Below are 15,265 nucleotides of genomic sequence, written 5' to 3'. Positions count from 1 at the left end.
CGGGTCAGCGGCGGCCGTTCTTCGGATCGACGATGCCGGCCCGGCGCAGGGCATCGGCCATCGCGCTGTTGGCCGGAGCGGGCGCCGACCGCTGCTGCTGGCGCGGCTGCTGCTGCCGCTGCTGGGGCGGCCGCCCGCCCCGCTGCTGACGGCGCTCCCCACCGGAGGGCTTCGCCGCCGCCTCGTCGTCGAGCCGCAGCGTCAACGAGATCCGCTTCCGCGGGATGTCGACCTCCAGCACCTTCACCCTGACGATGTCACCCGGCTTCACGACGTCCCGGGGATCCTTCACGAACGTCTTCGACAGCGCGGAGACATGCGCCAGACCGTCCTGGTGGACACCGACGTCGATGAACGCCCCGAAGGCCGCCACGTTGGTCACGACGCCCTCCAGCACCATCCCGGCCACCAGGTCGGAGATCTTCTCGACGCCCTCCTTGAAGGTCGCCGTCTTGAACGCGGGACGGGGGTCGCGCCCCGGCTTCTCCAGCTCCCTGAGAATGTCGGTCACGGTCGGCAGGCCGAACGTCTCGTCCACGAAGTCCTGCGGCCTGAGCGACCGCAGCACGCCGGTGTTCCCGACGAGGGACGCGACCTCCTGCCCCGCGGTCTTCACCATCCTGCGCACCACCGGGTACGCCTCGGGGTGCACGCTGGAAGAGTCCAGCGGGTCGGACCCACCGCGGATCCGCAGGAACCCCGCGCACTGCTCGTACGCCTTCGGGCCCAGCCGGGCCACCTTCTTCAGCTCGGTGCGGGAGGTGAACGGTCCGTTGGTGTCCCGGTGCGCCACGATGTTCTCGGCGAGCCCGGAGGTGATCCCGGAGACCCGGGCCAGCAGGGGAGCGGACGCGGTGTTGACGTCGACCCCGACGCCGTTCACACAGTCCTCCACCACCGCGTCCAGCGAGCGCGACAGCTTCACCTCGGACAGGTCGTGCTGGTACTGGCCGACGCCGATCGACTTCGGGTCGATCTTCACCAGCTCCGCGAGCGGGTCCTGGAGCCGGCGCGCGATGGAGACCGCGCCGCGCAGCGACACGTCCATGTCCGGCAGCTCCTGCGAGGCGAACGCGGAGGCCGAGTACACGGACGCGCCGGCCTCGGACACCATCACCTTGGTGAGCTTCAGCTCCGGGTGCCTGGTGATGAGTTCACCGGCGAGCTTGTCGGTCTCGCGGGACGCCGTGCCATTGCCGATCGCGATCAGCTCGACGGCGTGCTCCTTCGCCAGCCGGGCCAGCTTGGCGATCGCCTCGTCCCACCGGTTGGCCGGGACGTGCGGGTGGATGACGTCGGTGGCGACGACCTTGCCGGTGGCGTCGACCACGGCGACCTTCACGCCGGTACGGAAGCCCGGGTCCAGGCCGAGCGTCGCGCGCGTGCCGGCCGGGGCGGCGAGCAGCAGGTCGCGGAGGTTCTTCGCGAAGACGTCGACCGCCTCGTCCTCGGCGGCCGTGCGCAGCCGCAGCCGCAGGTCGATGCCGAGGTGTACGAGGACGCGGGTCCGCCAGGCCCAGCGGACGGTGTCCTTCAGCCACTTGTCGGCGGGGCGGCCACGGTCGGCGATGCCGAACCTGTGGGCGACGATCCCCTCGTACGACGAAGGACCCTCCGTGGGCTCCTCCGGCTCCAGGACGAGGTCGAGGACGTCCTCCTTCTCGCCGCGCAGCATCGCCAGGACGCGGTGCGAGGGGAGCTCCTTGAAGGGCTCGGAGAAGTCGAAGTAGTCGGCGAACTTGGCGCCCGCCTCCTCCTTGCCGTCCTTCACCTTCGCGACCAGGCGCCCGCGCACCCACATGCGCTCGCGGAGTTCACCGATCAGGTCGGCGTCCTCGGAGAAGCGCTCCGTGAGGATCGCGCGGGCGCCGTCGAGGGCGGCCTGCGGGTCGGCGACGCCCTTGTCGGCGTCGACGAACGCGGCGGCAGCGGCGACCGGGTCGACCGTCGGGTCACCGAGCAGGCCCTCCGCGAGCGGTTCGAGACCGGCCTCGCGCGCGATCTGCGCCTTGGTGCGCCGCTTCGGCTTGAACGGGAGGTAGATGTCCTCGAGACGCGCCTTGGTCTCCGCGCCCCGGATCTGCGCCTCCAGCTCGCCGGTGAGCTTGCCCTGCTCCCGCACCGAGTCGAGGATCGCGGTCCGCCGCTCCTCCAGCTCCCGCAGATAGCGCAGCCGCTCCTCGAGCGTGCGCAGCTGCGCGTCGTCGAGCATCTCGGTCGCTTCCTTGCGGTAGCGGGCGATGAAGGGAACCGTGGAACCGCCGTCGAGCAGTTCCACGGCCGCCTTGACCTGCCGCTCCCGTACGCCGAGTTCCTCGGCGATCCTGCCTTCGATGGATCCGAGGTGGGTGGACCCGCTGGACCCGGGTGTCGTCACGATCCCGTACCGCCTTCTCACTGAGGTTGCGCGGCAATTGTGGCAGGCGGCACCGACAGTCGGGGATCAGGGCGCGGCCGTCCCGGCCGCGGTCGTCAGGCCCTGCGGCTCCTCGTCGAGCCGGACGCACCGCCGAAGAGCCGGGCCAGCGCCCGGAAGGGCAGCGTCACGACGGTGGCGACGGCGCCACCGATCTGGCGCAGTACGTCTGCGATCGCGCGGAACATGTGCAATCCCCTTTCCTCTCCCGGCCACCGCGACCGGGAGAAGAACGGGTACCTCCGGGACGCTCCGGCAATCTTCGTCACCGGCAATCTTCGCCGTCCGGAAGTCCGGAAGTCCGGAAGTCTCCGGCACTCCGGAAGCTCAGCGTTTGCCGATCAGATCCGCCGGATACGCGCCCGCGGCCACCGCGGTCCGTGCGAACCCGCCCGCGAGCTCCGTCAGCCGCCGCACGCCCTCGGCCCCGAGGTGCTCGTACGGGGCCAGGTCCAGCCGGTCCGTCTCCGCCTCGATCTCCTCGCGCAGGGCGGCCCCCCGTTCCGTCAGCTCGCCGTCGGCGTCGAGGAGTCCGCGCTCCTGGAGCCGCCCGACGGCCGCGTCCCACTCCGCCCGGCTCCAGCCACGCGTGGTGAACACCCAGGACGGTGTCATGCCCCGGCCCGTCGCGGTGTGGGTGACCAGAGCCTCCAGGCCGTCGAGTTCCGCGGACATCAGGGCGGCGAGATGCCCGTCGCCCCGGTGCTCGCGCAGCAGCGTCGCCGCGTGCCAGAACGCCAGATGCGGTTCCTGGGGCACCGGCAGGTCGGCGTGCGCGGAGTACAGCGGACGGGCGGCCCGCGAGCAGCCCTCGGCGGCGCGCAGCGCGAGCCGTGCGGCCTCGGCCATCTCGTCGCAGGTCAGCGCCTCCTCGCCCAGCAGACGGCGCAGTGTCGTGTCGACGGCACGCGCGCGTGCGGCCAGGACCTGTTCCGGCGCGGCGGTCCGCCACACCGCGGGCACGTGCTCGGCGACCAGGTCGTGCTTGTAGTTGTAGAACGCCGCCGTCACCGCCCCCGCGCCGACCGGTCCCAGCGCGGCGGCCCGCACCGCGAAGTTCACGGCCCTCGGATGGGTGACGCCGACCGAGGCCAGCTCCTTTCCCAGGTCGGGGGAGAAGTAGTGCGTGGCGTGCACCGAGTTGAGCGCGTTGTGACAGCGGCGACCGGCACGGGGTTCCAGGGCGGCAGTAGTCATGCCCCGCAGGTTACCGACCGCTTGGTATCCGCCCGTCGGGGGAGTGGGGCATGGCAGGAAAGGTGGGCAACTCGTCATTGCGGCCATCAGGGGCCGCCCCAAGAATCGGAGGCATGGCCCAGCGATCCGTTCTCTTCGTCCTCTTCGACGGGGTGCAGAGCCTCGACGTCACCGGCCCCCTGGAGGTCTTCGCCGGTGCCGAGCAGCACACCCCGGGCAGCTACCGCATCCGCACGGCCTCCCTTGACGGCGCTGCCGTGCGCACCTCCAGCGGCCTGACCGTCGTACCGGACGAGGCGCTCGCACGAGCCGACACCCCGCACACCCTCGTCGTGCCCGGCGGCCAGGGCACCCGGCGGCCAGACGCGCGCCTCGCCGACTGGCTGCGGGAGCACGGGCCGCGGGCCGAGCGCCTGGTCTCGGTGTGCACCGGCGCGATCCGGCTGGCCGAGGCGGGACTGCTGGACGGCCGCCGCGTCACCACCCACTGGGCGTACTGCGACAAGCTCGCCCGCGACCACCCGGCCGTCGAGGTGGACCCCGATCCCATCTACGTGCGCGACGGGCACGTCTCGACGTCCGCCGGCGTCACCTCGGGCATCGACCTGGCCCTCGCCCTCGTCGAGGAGGACCTCGGCAGGGACGCCGCCCTCACCATCGCCCGCCACCTGGTCGTCTTCCTGCGCAGACCCGGCAACCAGGCCCAGTTCAGCGCCCAGCTCGCCGCGCAGACCGCGCAGCGCGAACCGCTGCGCGAGGTCCAGCAGTGGATCACCGAGCACCCGGACGGTGACCTGAGCGTCGAGAGCCTCGCCGCCCGGGCCCGCCTCTCGCCCCGCCACTTCGCCCGCGCCTTCCAGACCGAGACCGGCATGACCCCCGGCCGCTACGTCGACCGGGTCCGCCTCGAACACGCCCGCCGCCTGCTGGAGGACACCTCCGACGGCGTCGAGGAGATCTCCCGCGCCAGCGGCTACGGCACCCCCGAGGGCATGCGCCGCGCCTTCGTCAGAGCCCTCGGCACGGCCCCGTCCGAATACCGCCGCCGCTTCCACCCGGCCCAGTGAAAGGCCCCGCCATGCAGATCGCCATCGTCCTCTTCGACCGCTTCACCGCCCTGGACGCGATCGGCCCGTACGAGACCCTGGGCCGTCTTCCGGACTCCGAGGTCGTCTTCGTCGCCTAGGAGACCGGCCCCGTCCGCACCGACAACGGCAGGCTCGCCCTGGTCGCCGACAGGAGCCTGGCCGAGGTGCCGGACCCCGACATCGTGGTGGTCCCGGGCGGCCCCGGACAGACCCCGCAGATGACCAACGACGTGCTCCTGGACTGGATCCGCACGGCCGATGCCACCAGCACCTGGACCACGTCCGTCTGCACGGGCTCCCTGCTGCTCGCCGCGGCGGGCCTCCTTGAGGGCCGCCGGGCCACCTCGCACTGGCTGGCCCTCGACGAGCTGAGGACGTACGGCGTCGAACCGACCGGCGAGCGGGTCGTGGTGGACGGCAAGTACGTGACCGCGGCCGGTGTCTCGTCCGGCATCGACATGGGGCTCGACCTGATCGGACGAACGGCGGGAGACTTCGTCGCCCAGGCCGTGCAGCTGGGCATCGAGTACGACCCGCAGCCGCCCTACGACGCCGGGGCCCCGCAGAAGGCTCCCGCGGACGTCGTGGAACTGCTCCGCTCCAGCAGCCGTTTCATCCTCGGTCAGGAACCGGCCATGTGAACCGCGGTGCCCTGCGCTCCAGGAACGCGGCGACGCCCTCGGCGGTGTCGCCGCTGCCCCGCGCCTGTCCGGCCCAGTGCGCGTCCCGGTCCGTGCGCCCGGTCGCGAACTCCTTCGCCGCGGCCTGCGTCAGCTGCGACCGGGAGGCCAGGATCCGGGTGAACTCACCGACCCGCTTGGCGAGTTCGCCCTCCGGCAGCACCTCGTCGACGAGACCGGTGCGCAGTGCCCGTTCCGCGTCGATCAACTCACCCGAGAACAGCAGGTACTTGGCCGTCGCCGGACCGACCAGCGACACCAGCCGCCGTGTCGAGGAGGCCGTGTACACGATCCCGAGCTTCGCCGGCGTCACCCCGAACAGCGCGCCCTCCTCCGCGAAGCGCAGATCGCACGCCGCCGCCAGCTGTGCCCCGCCGCCCACGCAGTGTCCCCGGATCGCCGCCAGCGTGGGCTTGGGAAAGGCCGCCAGCGCCTCCTCGGCCCGCACCGCGAGCTCCTGCGCCTCCTCGGGCCCCTCGCGCAGCGTGGAGATGTCGGCGCCCGCACAGAACGTCCCGCCCTCCCCGGTCAGCACTAGCGCCCGCACCCCCGGATCGGCGGCCAGCGTGTCGAGCAGCGGCGGCAGCGCCCGCCACATCGCGGCCGTCATGGCGTTGCGCTTGGCCGGATGGTGGACCACGACGGTGGCTACCGCGTCGGTGACGGTGTGCAGCAGCTGCGGCTCCGGGTACTCCATACCTCGGATGCTAGCCGTACCCCCCGACCGTACGATCAAGCCGGGGGCCGCAGCGCGAGGAGGCCCCGGATGGCAGTGAAGAGGGTGGACAGGACCGAACCGGCACAGTTGAGCCGCGAGTTCGGATGGGTGGCGGCACTGGGCGTGATCCTGGTGATCGCGGGGCTGGTCGGGCTGGTCTACACCGGGGTGGCCACGCTCACCTCGATGTTCCTGTTCGGCTGGCTCCTGCTGATCGGCGGTGTGGTCGGGCTGCTCCACGCGGTCCAGGCCCGCGGCTCCAGTTTCTTCTGGCTCGGTGTGGTGGTCGCCGCCCTGAACATCGCGGCCGGCGTCGTCGTCATCGCCCGTCCGGAGGCGGCGGCCGCGGCCCTGACCATGTTCGCCGCGCTGCTCTTCCTGACCGGCGGGGTGTTCCGGCTGGTCGGCAGTCTCGTGGTGCGCGGACCGCAGTTCGGCTGGACGCTCGTGCAGGGCGCGTTCGGCCTGCTGCTCGGCATCCTGGTGCTGGCCTCGTGGCCGAGCAGCAGCAAGTACGTGATCGGCTGCTTCTTCTCGCTCGCCCTGCTCTTCGACGGCCTCGGTCTCGTCGCGACCGGCTTCGGCGGCCGCAAGATCGTCGGAATGGTCGCCGAGCGACAGGAAACGCCAACCGGTCCGACAGAAGCCGAGTAGTTCCGCGCGGAAACGGTCGCAGACACTCGATATGCGCTGACTTCTGTTCAGTACGGCGGGCCGGAGTGACGCCCTGCCAACACTCGACGTGTGGTGACAATCGAGCGCAAGGGTGGCGACCGAAGAATGGACGACCATGGGCGTGGGTCCGGCCCTCGTCCAACGGACAGCGGAGACGCCGGCAGAGAAGCGGACCACGGGGCGGACCCCCTCGCACCGGATCCCCACGGACCGGTCGGCGCGGGACCTGCCCCTCTCGGACCAGCCCCACTCGGACCGGGACCTCTCGGACCGGACCTCTTCGCACCGGCTCCTCCGGATCCGCTGCCGTACGAGGGCGTGTGGCGGTTCACCGCTCCCGCGGTCGACGCCTCCGTCCCGCAGGCGCGGCACGCCGTGCGGGACCTGCTGCACCGGCAGGGCGTACCCGTCTCGCAGGACCTCGTCCAGGGCCTCCTGCTGATCGTGTCCGAGCTCGTCACGAACGCCGTCCGGCACGCGGCGCTGCTCTCGCCGATGCTCGCCGTGGAGGTGGCCGTGGGCGCCGAGTGGGTGCGGGTGTCCGTCGAGGACAACCACCCCTACCGGCCGACCGCCCTGGAGGCCGCCCACAGCGAGACCGGGGGCCGCGGCCTGCTGCTGGTGCGCGAGATCACCCGGGAGGCGGGCGGTGCCTGCGACGTCGAGCACACGGCCGGCGGCGGCAAGGTGATCTGGGCCGCCCTGCCGCTCAAGACCGCACCGGTCTCCTGAGGCCGGTCCGGCGGACCGGGCCTGCGTCGCGAGGACCCCGCTCACCCCTGCCGGTCGGCACAGTGCCCCGCAGCCGGCCTGATCCTCGGTCCGGCCCCGGGGCGACGGCCGTCACCAGCCGGCCGACGGGCCCGTCAGCTCCCGCACCGCGGGCCGGGCCGCGTCGAGGACCGTCATGAACCACGACGAGAAGGTGTCCTTCGCGTGCCGCTCCGCCAGCTCGGCCGGGGTCACGAAGGCGGTCGCGCCGACCTCCTCGGCGTCCGGGTCGAGCGGCGACTGCACCAGGCCGACGAAGAGATGGTTGTACTCCTGCTCGACCAGGCCCGAGTCGGGGTCCGGGTGGTTGTAGCGGACCGTGCCCGCCTCCGCGAGCAGCGAAGGGGAGACCCCCAGCTCCTCGTACGTCCGCCGGGCCGCCGCCGCGAAGGGCGCCTCGCCGGGGTAGGGGTGGCCGCAGCAGGTGTTGGACCACACGCCGGGGGAGTGGTACTTGCCGAGCGCCCGCTGCTGGAGCAGCAGCCGGCCGCGCTCGTCGAAGAGGAACACCGAGAAGGCGCGGTGCAGCTGCCCAGGCGGTTGGTGGGCGGCGAGCTTCTCCGCGGTGCCGATCGTCACACCGTGCTCGTCGACCAGTTCCAGCAGGATCGCGTTCGCGGCGCCGTTCGACGGAGTGTGCGTCGTGGTCGCAGGTGTGGTCGGCATACCCATCCTTCACATCGGTCTTCGCGCCCCAAGTGTGCCGCACCGATCCGGCACTCCCGGCAGTTGATCGTGCCCGGCGCGGCGGGCGGGGAACCGCCCGGGCGGGGCTGTGGAGTGGAGGACGCAAAGGTGCACCGGATCGCTGCGTTCCGTCAGAACAGGCGTTTCATGCACCGTACACGTGTGTCAGTGGCAGAGGTGACGCACGCGGCTCAGTGGCACAGATGCGCCTCATGCTCCGCGTGCCCGACCGGCTCCAGCTGGAAGGTGCAGTGCTCCACGTCGAAGTGGTCGCCGAGGCAGTTCTGGAGCTCGTGCAGCATCTTCTCGTGGCCGATCGCGCTGAGCACGTCGGAACGCACCACCACGTGTGCGGACAGCACCGGCATGCCCGAGGTGATCGTCCAGGCGTGCAGGTCGTGGACGTCCTCCACGCCGTCCAGGGCCAGGATGTGCGTGCGCACCTCCGTCATGTCGACGTCCTTGGGCGCCGACTCCAGCAGGACGTCGAGGGTCTCGCGCAGCAGCTTGAAGGTGCGCGGCACGATCATCAGGCCAATGACGAGCGAGGCGATCGGGTCGGCGGCCTGCCAGCCCGTGGTCAGGATCACCACGGCCGAGACGATCACCGCGAACGAACCCAGCGCGTCCGCCGCGACCTCCAGGAACGCCCCGCGCACGTTGAGGCTCTCCTTCTGGCCGCGCATCAGCAGGGTCAGCGAGACCATGTTCGCGACCAGACCGATCGCACCGAACACGATGGTCAGCCCGCCCTCGGTGTCGGCCGGCGTGACGAACCGCTGGATCGCCTCGTACAGGACGTAGCCGCCGACGACGAGCAGCAGCAGGCAGTTCGCGAGGGCGGCGAGGATCTCCGCGCGGGCGTACCCGAAGGTGCGGTTGCCGGTCGGCGGGCGGTTCGCGAAGTGGATCGCGAGGAGGGCCATGCCGAGGCCCAGCCCGTCCGTCGCCATGTGCGCCGCGTCCGCGACCAGGGCGAGGGAGTCCGCGACGACACCGCCGACGATCTCGACCACCATGACGGTGAGCGTGATCGACAACGCCACCCGCAGCCTGCCGACGTACGCCGAGGTCGCCGTACCGCCGGCCGGCGCATGCGAGTGCGCGTGGCCGTGATCGTGCCCTGCCCCCATGGAAGCCGCCTCCCGTGTCGATCCCGGGCGATCCGCCCGGGATCACAGTGAACTACGGGCGGGGGGTATCGGGCAACGCGGCACTGAACACCGTTGTCATGTGCCCTGACCTGGGCAAACGATCCGCAGGTCAGGGGAGCCTCACTGGTGGTGCAGCTGCCAGCCGCGCCAGGCGGAATCGATCATCTCGTGCACCCCACGGCGGGCGCTCCAGCCCAGCGCCTCGGTGGCCCGGGCGGCGGAGGCCACCGACACGGGGGCGTCCCCGGGGCGCCTCGGCTCCACAAGGGCGGGCCGGCGGTCCCCGGTCACCTCGCCGATCACCGTGACCATCTCGCGCACGGAAACGCCCTCGCCGCGACCGATGTTGACCGTCAGGTCACCGCTCAGGTCCCCCTCGGACAACCGCCGGGCCGCCGCCAGATGGGCCTCGGCGAGGTCGGACACATGGATGTAGTCACGGATGCAGGTGCCGTCCGGGGTCGGGTAGTCGTCGCCGAAGATGCGCGGGGCCTCACCACGGGTGAGCCGGTCGAAGACCATCGGGACGATGTTGAACACCCCGGTGTCCGCGAGCTCCGGCGCGGCCGCCCCGGCGACGTTGAAGTAGCGCAGGCAGACCGTGGAGATCCCGTGCGCCTGTCCCGCCGCCCGCACCAGCCACTCCCCGGCGAGCTTCGTCTCGCCGTACGGGTTCACGGGGGCACAGGGCGTCTCCTCCGTGATCAGTCCCACAGCGGGGTTGCCGTAGACGGCCGCCGACGAGGAGAAGAGGAAGCGTTCGATCCCGGCCTCCGCGACCGCCTCCAGCAGCGTCGCGAGGCCCCCGACGTTCTCCTGGTAGTAGCGGGTGGGCTGCGCCACCGACTCGGCGACCTGCTTGCGCGCCGCGAGATGCACCACACCTGTCACCGCGTGCTCGGCCAGCACTCGCTTCAGCAGGTCCCCGTCCAGTGACGAGCCCCGGACCAGCGGCACCTCGGCGGGCAGCCGCGCGGGCACCCCGGCCGAAAGGTCGTCCAGGACGAGCACCCGCTCACCGGCCCCCGTCATGGCCCGCGCCACATGCGCTCCTATGTACCCGGCACCGCCGGTGATCAGCCACGTCATGGTCGCCCACCCTATGCCGACACCCCTGGGACCCGCCGCGCCCTCGGTGACCGTGACCTCCGTGGCCCCCGGCGTGAACTCCGTGACCGTGGCCGCCGTGGACCCGCGTACGCCCGGTGGCCATGGCCTCCGTGGACCCGCGTACAGCCGGTGGCCATGGCCTCTTGGGCCCGTGTGCCCCCGTCGGCCGTGGCCTCCGTCACCTGCGATGTCCCGGATGTCCGCTCTGGGGGGCGCGGTTTGTGGGCGGGGGCCCGGATCACCGATGATGATCGCGGCAAAGGCCGGGGGAGGCGGTGTTGATCGACCCGTTAACGGGCGGTGAACGCAGCCTTCTTGTCATCCGATAGCCTCTGCCGACATGCCGCCCGCCTGGTCCAGCCAAGGGGCGCCCCCATCGTGCACATGACCGGCGCCCGCGCGTCGGCACCCAGGGAGTGAGTTCGGTTGTCGACCGCCATCCTCACCGGTCAGCCGGTCCCCGGATCGTCGATCGAGGGTGATCTGCGGTCCCTCGGCTTCGACGTGCTGATCGCCGCGGACGCCGCCGACGCCGAGCGACTGGTCGCCGAAGCGCCGTGCGAGCAGCGCATCGCCCTCGTCGACGCCCGCTTCGTCGGCCACCTGCACGCGCTGCGCCTCGGCCTGACCGACCCCCGCTTCTCCCTCGCGGCCGTCCCCGGCGCCGTCACCGCGCAGCCCGACGGCATCGTGACGCTCACCCGGGCGCTGGCCCGCGAGAACTCCGTCGGCGGCGGTACGGCGATCGCGGTGGACAGCCTCCCCGACCGCATCGTGAGCGCCCTGGCCGAGGACGGCGCCGACGTGCACCGCCCCGAGCTCGGCAGCCTGGTCGCCGCCGTCCCGGCGGACCCGCAGGCCCGCAACGAGGCACGGCAGGCCGTCGCGGAGGTCGACGACGAGGCCGTGCGCCTGAAGTCGGCCGTGAAGTCCCGCGACGGCTTCTTCACCACGTACTTCATCAGCCCCTACTCCCGCTACATCGCGCGCTGGTGCGCCCGCCGGGGCCTGACCCCGAACCAGGTCACCACGGCGTCCCTGATCACCGCCCTGATCGCGGCGGCCTGCGCGGCCACGGGTACGCGCGGCGGGTTCATCGCGGCCGGCGTCCTGCTGATCGCCTCGTTCGTCCTGGACTGCACCGACGGCCAGCTCGCCCGCTACTCCCTCCAGTACTCCACGCTCGGCGCCTGGCTCGACGCCACCTTCGACCGCGCCAAGGAGTACGCCTACTACGCCGGCCTCGCCCTGGGCGCCGCCCGCGGCGGCGACGACGTCTGGGCTCTCGCCCTGGGCGCGATGATCCTCCAGACCTGCCGGCACGTCGTCGACTTCTCCTTCAACGAGGCGAACCACGACGCCACCGCCAACACCAGCCCCACGGCCGCCCTTTCGGGCCGGCTCGACAGCGTCGGCTGGACGGTGTGGGTCCGGCGGATGATCGTCCTGCCGATCGGCGAGCGCTGGGCGATGATCGCGGTGCTGACTGCGGTGACGACCCCCCGGATCACCTTCTACGTGCTGCTCATCGGCTGCGCGTTCGCGGCGACCTACACGACCGCGGGCCGGGTGCTGCGGTCGCTGACGCGGAAGGCACAGCGGACGGACCGGGCGGCGGGGGCGCTGGCGGACCTGGCGGACAACGGACCGCTGGCCTCCTTCGTGGCCCGCGTGAACCCCGGACGCTTCGGATCCCCGCTCGTCATTGCGCTCGCCGGTACCGCCGTTCTCGCGGTGTCCCTCTTCTCCGGGGTCACCTGGGCGCCCGTCGCCGGCGCCTTCGTCTACGCGATCGCCGCCGGTCAAGCTCTGTACCGCCCCCTCAAGGGCGCCCTCGACTGGCTCGTCCCCCCGCTCTTCCGCGCCGCCGAATACTGCACCGTCCTGATCCTGGCGGCCAAGGCGGACGTTAACGGAGCCCTACCGGCAGCTTTCGGGCTGGTGGGCGCCGTCGCCTACCATCACTACGACACGGTGTACCGCATCCGCGGCAACGCCGGAGCGCCCCCGGCCTGGCTGGTGCGTGCCGTCGGGGGGCAGGAAGGGCGGACGCTCCTCGTCACCGTGCTGGCCGCGGCCCTCACCGCCGCGCAGTTCACGGTCGCGCTCACGGTCCTGGCCGTGGCAGTGGCCCTGGTGGTGCTCCTGGAGAGCATCCGCTTCTGGGTGTCCGCAGGGGCACCCGCCGTACACGACGAAGGAGAACCCGCATGATCGGCCTCGTGCTGGCGGCCGGCGCCGGACGCCGACTGCGCCCCTACACCGACAGCCTCCCGAAGGCTCTGGTGCCGGTGGGCCCCGCGGGCATAGAGGGCGAACCGACGGTTCTCGACCTGACCCTCGCCAACTTCGCGGAGATCGGCCTGACCGAGGTCGCGGTCATCGTCGGCTACCGCAAGGAGGCCGTGTACGAGCGCAAGGCGGCCCTGGAGGCCAAGTACGGCCTCAAGCTCACCCTGATCGACAACGACAAGGCCGAGGAGTGGAACAACGCCTACTCCCTGTGGTGCGGCCGTGACGCCCTCAAGGACGGCGTGATCCTCGCCAACGGCGACACCGTGCACCCGGTCTCGGTCGAGAAGACGCTGCTCGCCGCGCGCGGTGAGGGCAAGCGGATCATCCTGGCCCTGGACACCGTGAAGTCCCTCGCGGACGAGGAGATGAAGGTCGTCGTCGACCCCGAGCGGGGCATGACGAAGATCACCAAGCTGATGGACCCCGCCGAGGCCACCGGCGAGTACATCGGCGTCACCCTGATCGAGGGCGACGCCGCCCCCGAACTGGCCGACGCGCTGAAGACGGTCTGGGAGACCGACCCGCAGCAGTTCTACGAGCACGGCTACCAGGAGCTCGTGAACCGCGGCTTCCGGATCGACGTGGCGCCGATCGGCGACGTCCAGTGGGTGGAGATCGACAACCACGACGATCTCGCCCGCGGACGGGAGATCGCGTGCCAGTACTGACGAGGCTGATTCCGTCACCCGTCGTCGTGGACATCCGCCCGGGTGCCCTCGACGACCTGGCCTGCGTGCTCGCCGACGAGCGGATCTCGCACTCCGGCAAGCTGGCCGTCGCGGTCAGCGGCGGCTCGGGCGCGAGGCTGCGCGAGCGGCTGGAACCCTCACTGCCCGGGGCCACCTGGTACGAGGTCGACGGCGGCACCCTGGACGACGCGATCCGGCTGGCCGGCGACATGAAGGCCGGTCACTACGACGCGGTCGTCGGACTCGGCGGCGGCAAGATCATCGACTGCGCCAAGTTCGCCGCCGCACGCGTCGGCCTGCCCCTGGTCGCCGTGCCGACCAACCTCGCGCACGACGGCCTGTGCTCGCCCGTCGCGACCCTCGACAACGACGCGGGCCGTGGCTCCTACGGCGTGCCCAACCCGATAGCGGCCGTCATCGACCTCGACGTCATCCGTGAGGCCCCGGTGCGCTTCGTGCGCGCGGGCATCGGCGACGCGGTCTCCAACATCAACGCGATCGCCGACTGGGAGCTGGCGAACCGCGTCAAGGGCGAGAAGATCGACGGACTCGCGGCCGCCATGGCCCGCCAGGCCGGCGAGGCCGTGCTGCGGCACCCGGGGGGCGTCGGGGACAACGACTTCCTCCAGGTGCTCGCCGAGGCCCTGGTCCTCACCGGCGTCGCGATGTCGATCTCGGGCGACTCACGTCCCGCGTCCGGCTCGTGCCACGAGATCAACCACGCGTTCGACCTGCTCTACCCCAAGCGTGCCGCCGCCCACGGCGAGCAGTGCGGCCTGGGCGCGGCCTTCGCGATGTACCTGCGCGGAGCCCATGAGGAAGCGGCCAACATGGCGCAGGTGCTGCGCCGGCACGGACTGCCGGTGCTGCCGGAGGAGATCGGCTTCACGCCCGCGGAGTTCGTGCGCGCCGTGGAGTTCGCTCCGCAGACCCGCCCCGGCCGCTACACCATCCTCGAACACCTCGACCTCAAGACCGACCAGATCAAGGACATCTACACCGACTATGTCAAGGCCATCGGTAGCTGAACTCCGTCCGGTCGTCCACCCCGCTGGGGTCAAGGACCGGCGCAGCGGTGAGCACTGGATGGGACGCCTCTACATGCGTGAGGTGTCCCTGCGGGTGGACCGCTACCTGGTGAACACCAGGGTCACGCCCAACCAGCTCACGTACCTGATGACCGTCTTCGGTGTCCTCGCGGCCCCGGCACTGCTGGTGCCGGGGATCCCGGGCGCCGTGCTCGGCGTGGTGTGCGTCCAGATGTACCTGCTGCTGGACTGCGTGGACGGCGAGATCGCGCGCTGGAAGAAGCAGTACTCGCTCAACGGCGTCTACATGGACCGCGTCGGCGCGTACCTGACGGACGCGGCCGTGCTCGTCGGCTTCGGTCTGCGCGCCTCCGACCTGTTCGGGAGCGGCCGTATCGACTGGCTGTGGGCCTTCCTCGGCACGCTCGCCGCACTCGGCGCGATCCTCATCAAGTCGGAGACCGACCTGGTGGCCGTTGCCCGGCACCAGACCGGAAAGCCGCCCGTGCAGGAGGCCGCCTCCGAGATGCGCTCCTCCGGCATGGCGCTGGCCCGCCGGGCCGCCTCCCTGCTGAAGTTCCACCGCCTGATCCTCGGCATCGAGGCGTCCCTGCTGATCCTGGTCCTCGCGATCGTCGACCAGGTGCGCGACGACCTGTTCTTCTCCCGGCTCGGTGTCGCCGTGCTGGCCGGCATCGCGCTGCTGCAGACCCTGCTGCACCTCGTGTCGATCCTCGCCTCCAGCAGGCTGAAGTGA

The 15,265-nt window shown here is 71.6% G+C and carries 14 protein-coding genes and 1 pseudogene; 8 read left to right on the top strand and 7 right to left on the bottom strand.

Features of this window, described 5'->3' with window-relative positions:
• Window positions 1-4: 4 nt before the first annotated feature.
• From H295_RS0111130 to H295_RS0111120, 3 genes are all read right to left on the bottom strand, one after another.
• Window positions 5-2,377, bottom strand: a complete 2,373-nt coding sequence (locus H295_RS0111130; RefSeq protein WP_020135439.1) for a Tex family protein — start codon at window positions 2,375-2,377, stop codon at window positions 5-7.
• A 95-nt stretch (window positions 2,378-2,472) separates the two neighbouring features.
• The gene (locus H295_RS48370) at window positions 2,473-2,604 is read right to left on the bottom strand and encodes an LPFR motif small protein (protein ID WP_020129452.1); all 132 of its coding nucleotides are present in this window, start codon (window positions 2,602-2,604) and stop codon (window positions 2,473-2,475) included.
• 139 nt (window positions 2,605-2,743) lie between these two features.
• On the bottom strand, window positions 2,744-3,613 hold the full coding sequence (locus H295_RS0111120; protein ID WP_020135438.1) for an SCO6745 family protein: 870 nt from the start codon (window positions 3,611-3,613) through the stop codon (window positions 2,744-2,746).
• 113 nt (window positions 3,614-3,726) lie between these two features.
• On the opposite strand from H295_RS0111120, the gene H295_RS0111115 reads away from it, so the two are divergent.
• The gene (locus H295_RS0111115; RefSeq protein ID WP_020135437.1) at window positions 3,727-4,680 is read left to right on the top strand and encodes a GlxA family transcriptional regulator; all 954 of its coding nucleotides are present in this window, start codon (window positions 3,727-3,729) and stop codon (window positions 4,678-4,680) included.
• Between the two features lie 11 nt (window positions 4,681-4,691).
• Window positions 4,692-5,342 (top strand): annotated as a pseudogene (locus tag H295_RS43125) (DJ-1/PfpI family protein).
• On the opposite strand, the gene H295_RS0111105 reads toward H295_RS43125, so the two are convergent.
• Window positions 5,314-6,078, bottom strand: coding sequence for an enoyl-CoA hydratase/isomerase family protein (locus H295_RS0111105; protein ID WP_020135434.1), 765 nt, complete (start codon window positions 6,076-6,078; stop codon window positions 5,314-5,316). The pseudogene H295_RS43125 and the gene H295_RS0111105 sit on opposite strands and share 29 nt — an antisense overlap.
• A gap of 69 nt (window positions 6,079-6,147) precedes the next feature.
• On the opposite strand from H295_RS0111105, the gene H295_RS0111100 reads away from it, so the two are divergent.
• Both H295_RS0111100 and H295_RS0111095 read left to right on the top strand, forming a co-directional pair.
• The gene (locus H295_RS0111100) at window positions 6,148-6,753 is read left to right on the top strand and encodes an HdeD family acid-resistance protein (RefSeq protein ID WP_020135433.1); all 606 of its coding nucleotides are present in this window, start codon (window positions 6,148-6,150) and stop codon (window positions 6,751-6,753) included.
• A gap of 126 nt (window positions 6,754-6,879) precedes the next feature.
• A complete protein-coding gene (locus H295_RS0111095) occupies window positions 6,880-7,506 on the top strand; it encodes an ATP-binding protein (protein WP_078616625.1) in 627 nt (208 codons plus the stop codon).
• 111 nt (window positions 7,507-7,617) lie between these two features.
• On the opposite strand, the gene idi is transcribed toward H295_RS0111095, so the two are convergent.
• The 3 genes from idi to galE all read right to left on the bottom strand — a co-directional run bounded on the left by idi (window position 7,618) and on the right by galE (window position 10,475).
• The gene (gene idi / locus H295_RS0111090; RefSeq protein ID WP_020135431.1) at window positions 7,618-8,211 is read right to left on the bottom strand and encodes an isopentenyl-diphosphate Delta-isomerase; all 594 of its coding nucleotides are present in this window, start codon (window positions 8,209-8,211) and stop codon (window positions 7,618-7,620) included.
• A 212-nt stretch (window positions 8,212-8,423) separates the two neighbouring features.
• Window positions 8,424-9,365 carry a cation diffusion facilitator family transporter gene (locus tag H295_RS0111085; RefSeq protein WP_020135430.1) on the bottom strand — a complete coding sequence of 314 codons (942 nt, stop codon included), beginning with the start codon at window positions 9,363-9,365 and terminating at the stop codon, window positions 8,424-8,426.
• A 141-nt stretch (window positions 9,366-9,506) separates the two neighbouring features.
• Window positions 9,507-10,475 (bottom strand): UDP-glucose 4-epimerase GalE, encoded by a 969-nt coding sequence (galE, locus tag H295_RS0111080; RefSeq protein ID WP_028809253.1) that lies wholly within the window; start codon window positions 10,473-10,475, stop codon window positions 9,507-9,509.
• A 447-nt stretch (window positions 10,476-10,922) separates the two neighbouring features.
• Here galE and H295_RS0111075 point away from each other — a divergent pair, with 447 nt between their 5' ends.
• Genes H295_RS0111075 through H295_RS0111060 form a run of 4 tightly spaced genes read left to right on the top strand, consistent with a single transcriptional unit; the run spans window position 10,923 to window position 15,265 of the window.
• Window positions 10,923-12,710 carry a DUF5941 domain-containing protein gene (locus H295_RS0111075; protein ID WP_020135428.1) on the top strand — a complete coding sequence of 596 codons (1,788 nt, stop codon included), beginning with the start codon at window positions 10,923-10,925 and terminating at the stop codon, window positions 12,708-12,710.
• Window positions 12,707-13,459 (top strand): sugar phosphate nucleotidyltransferase, encoded by a 753-nt coding sequence (locus H295_RS0111070; protein WP_020135427.1) that lies wholly within the window; start codon window positions 12,707-12,709, stop codon window positions 13,457-13,459. Before H295_RS0111075 ends, H295_RS0111070 begins: the two co-directional genes overlap by 4 nt.
• On the top strand, window positions 13,447-14,508 hold the full coding sequence (locus H295_RS0111065; RefSeq protein ID WP_028809252.1) for an iron-containing alcohol dehydrogenase family protein: 1,062 nt from the start codon (window positions 13,447-13,449) through the stop codon (window positions 14,506-14,508). The genes H295_RS0111070 and H295_RS0111065 overlap by 13 nt, the downstream gene beginning before the upstream one ends.
• On the top strand, window positions 14,486-15,265 hold the full coding sequence (locus H295_RS0111060) for a CDP-alcohol phosphatidyltransferase family protein (protein ID WP_078616624.1): 780 nt from the start codon (window positions 14,486-14,488) through the stop codon (window positions 15,263-15,265). The genes H295_RS0111065 and H295_RS0111060 overlap by 23 nt, the downstream gene beginning before the upstream one ends.

It is taken from the genome of Streptomyces sp. 351MFTsu5.1 (genome assembly GCF_000383655.1).
GTDB classification, from domain to species: Bacteria; Actinomycetota; Actinomycetes; order Streptomycetales; family Streptomycetaceae; genus Streptomyces; species Streptomyces griseorubiginosus.
This window is presented reverse-complemented; position numbering and strand designations above follow the sequence as displayed.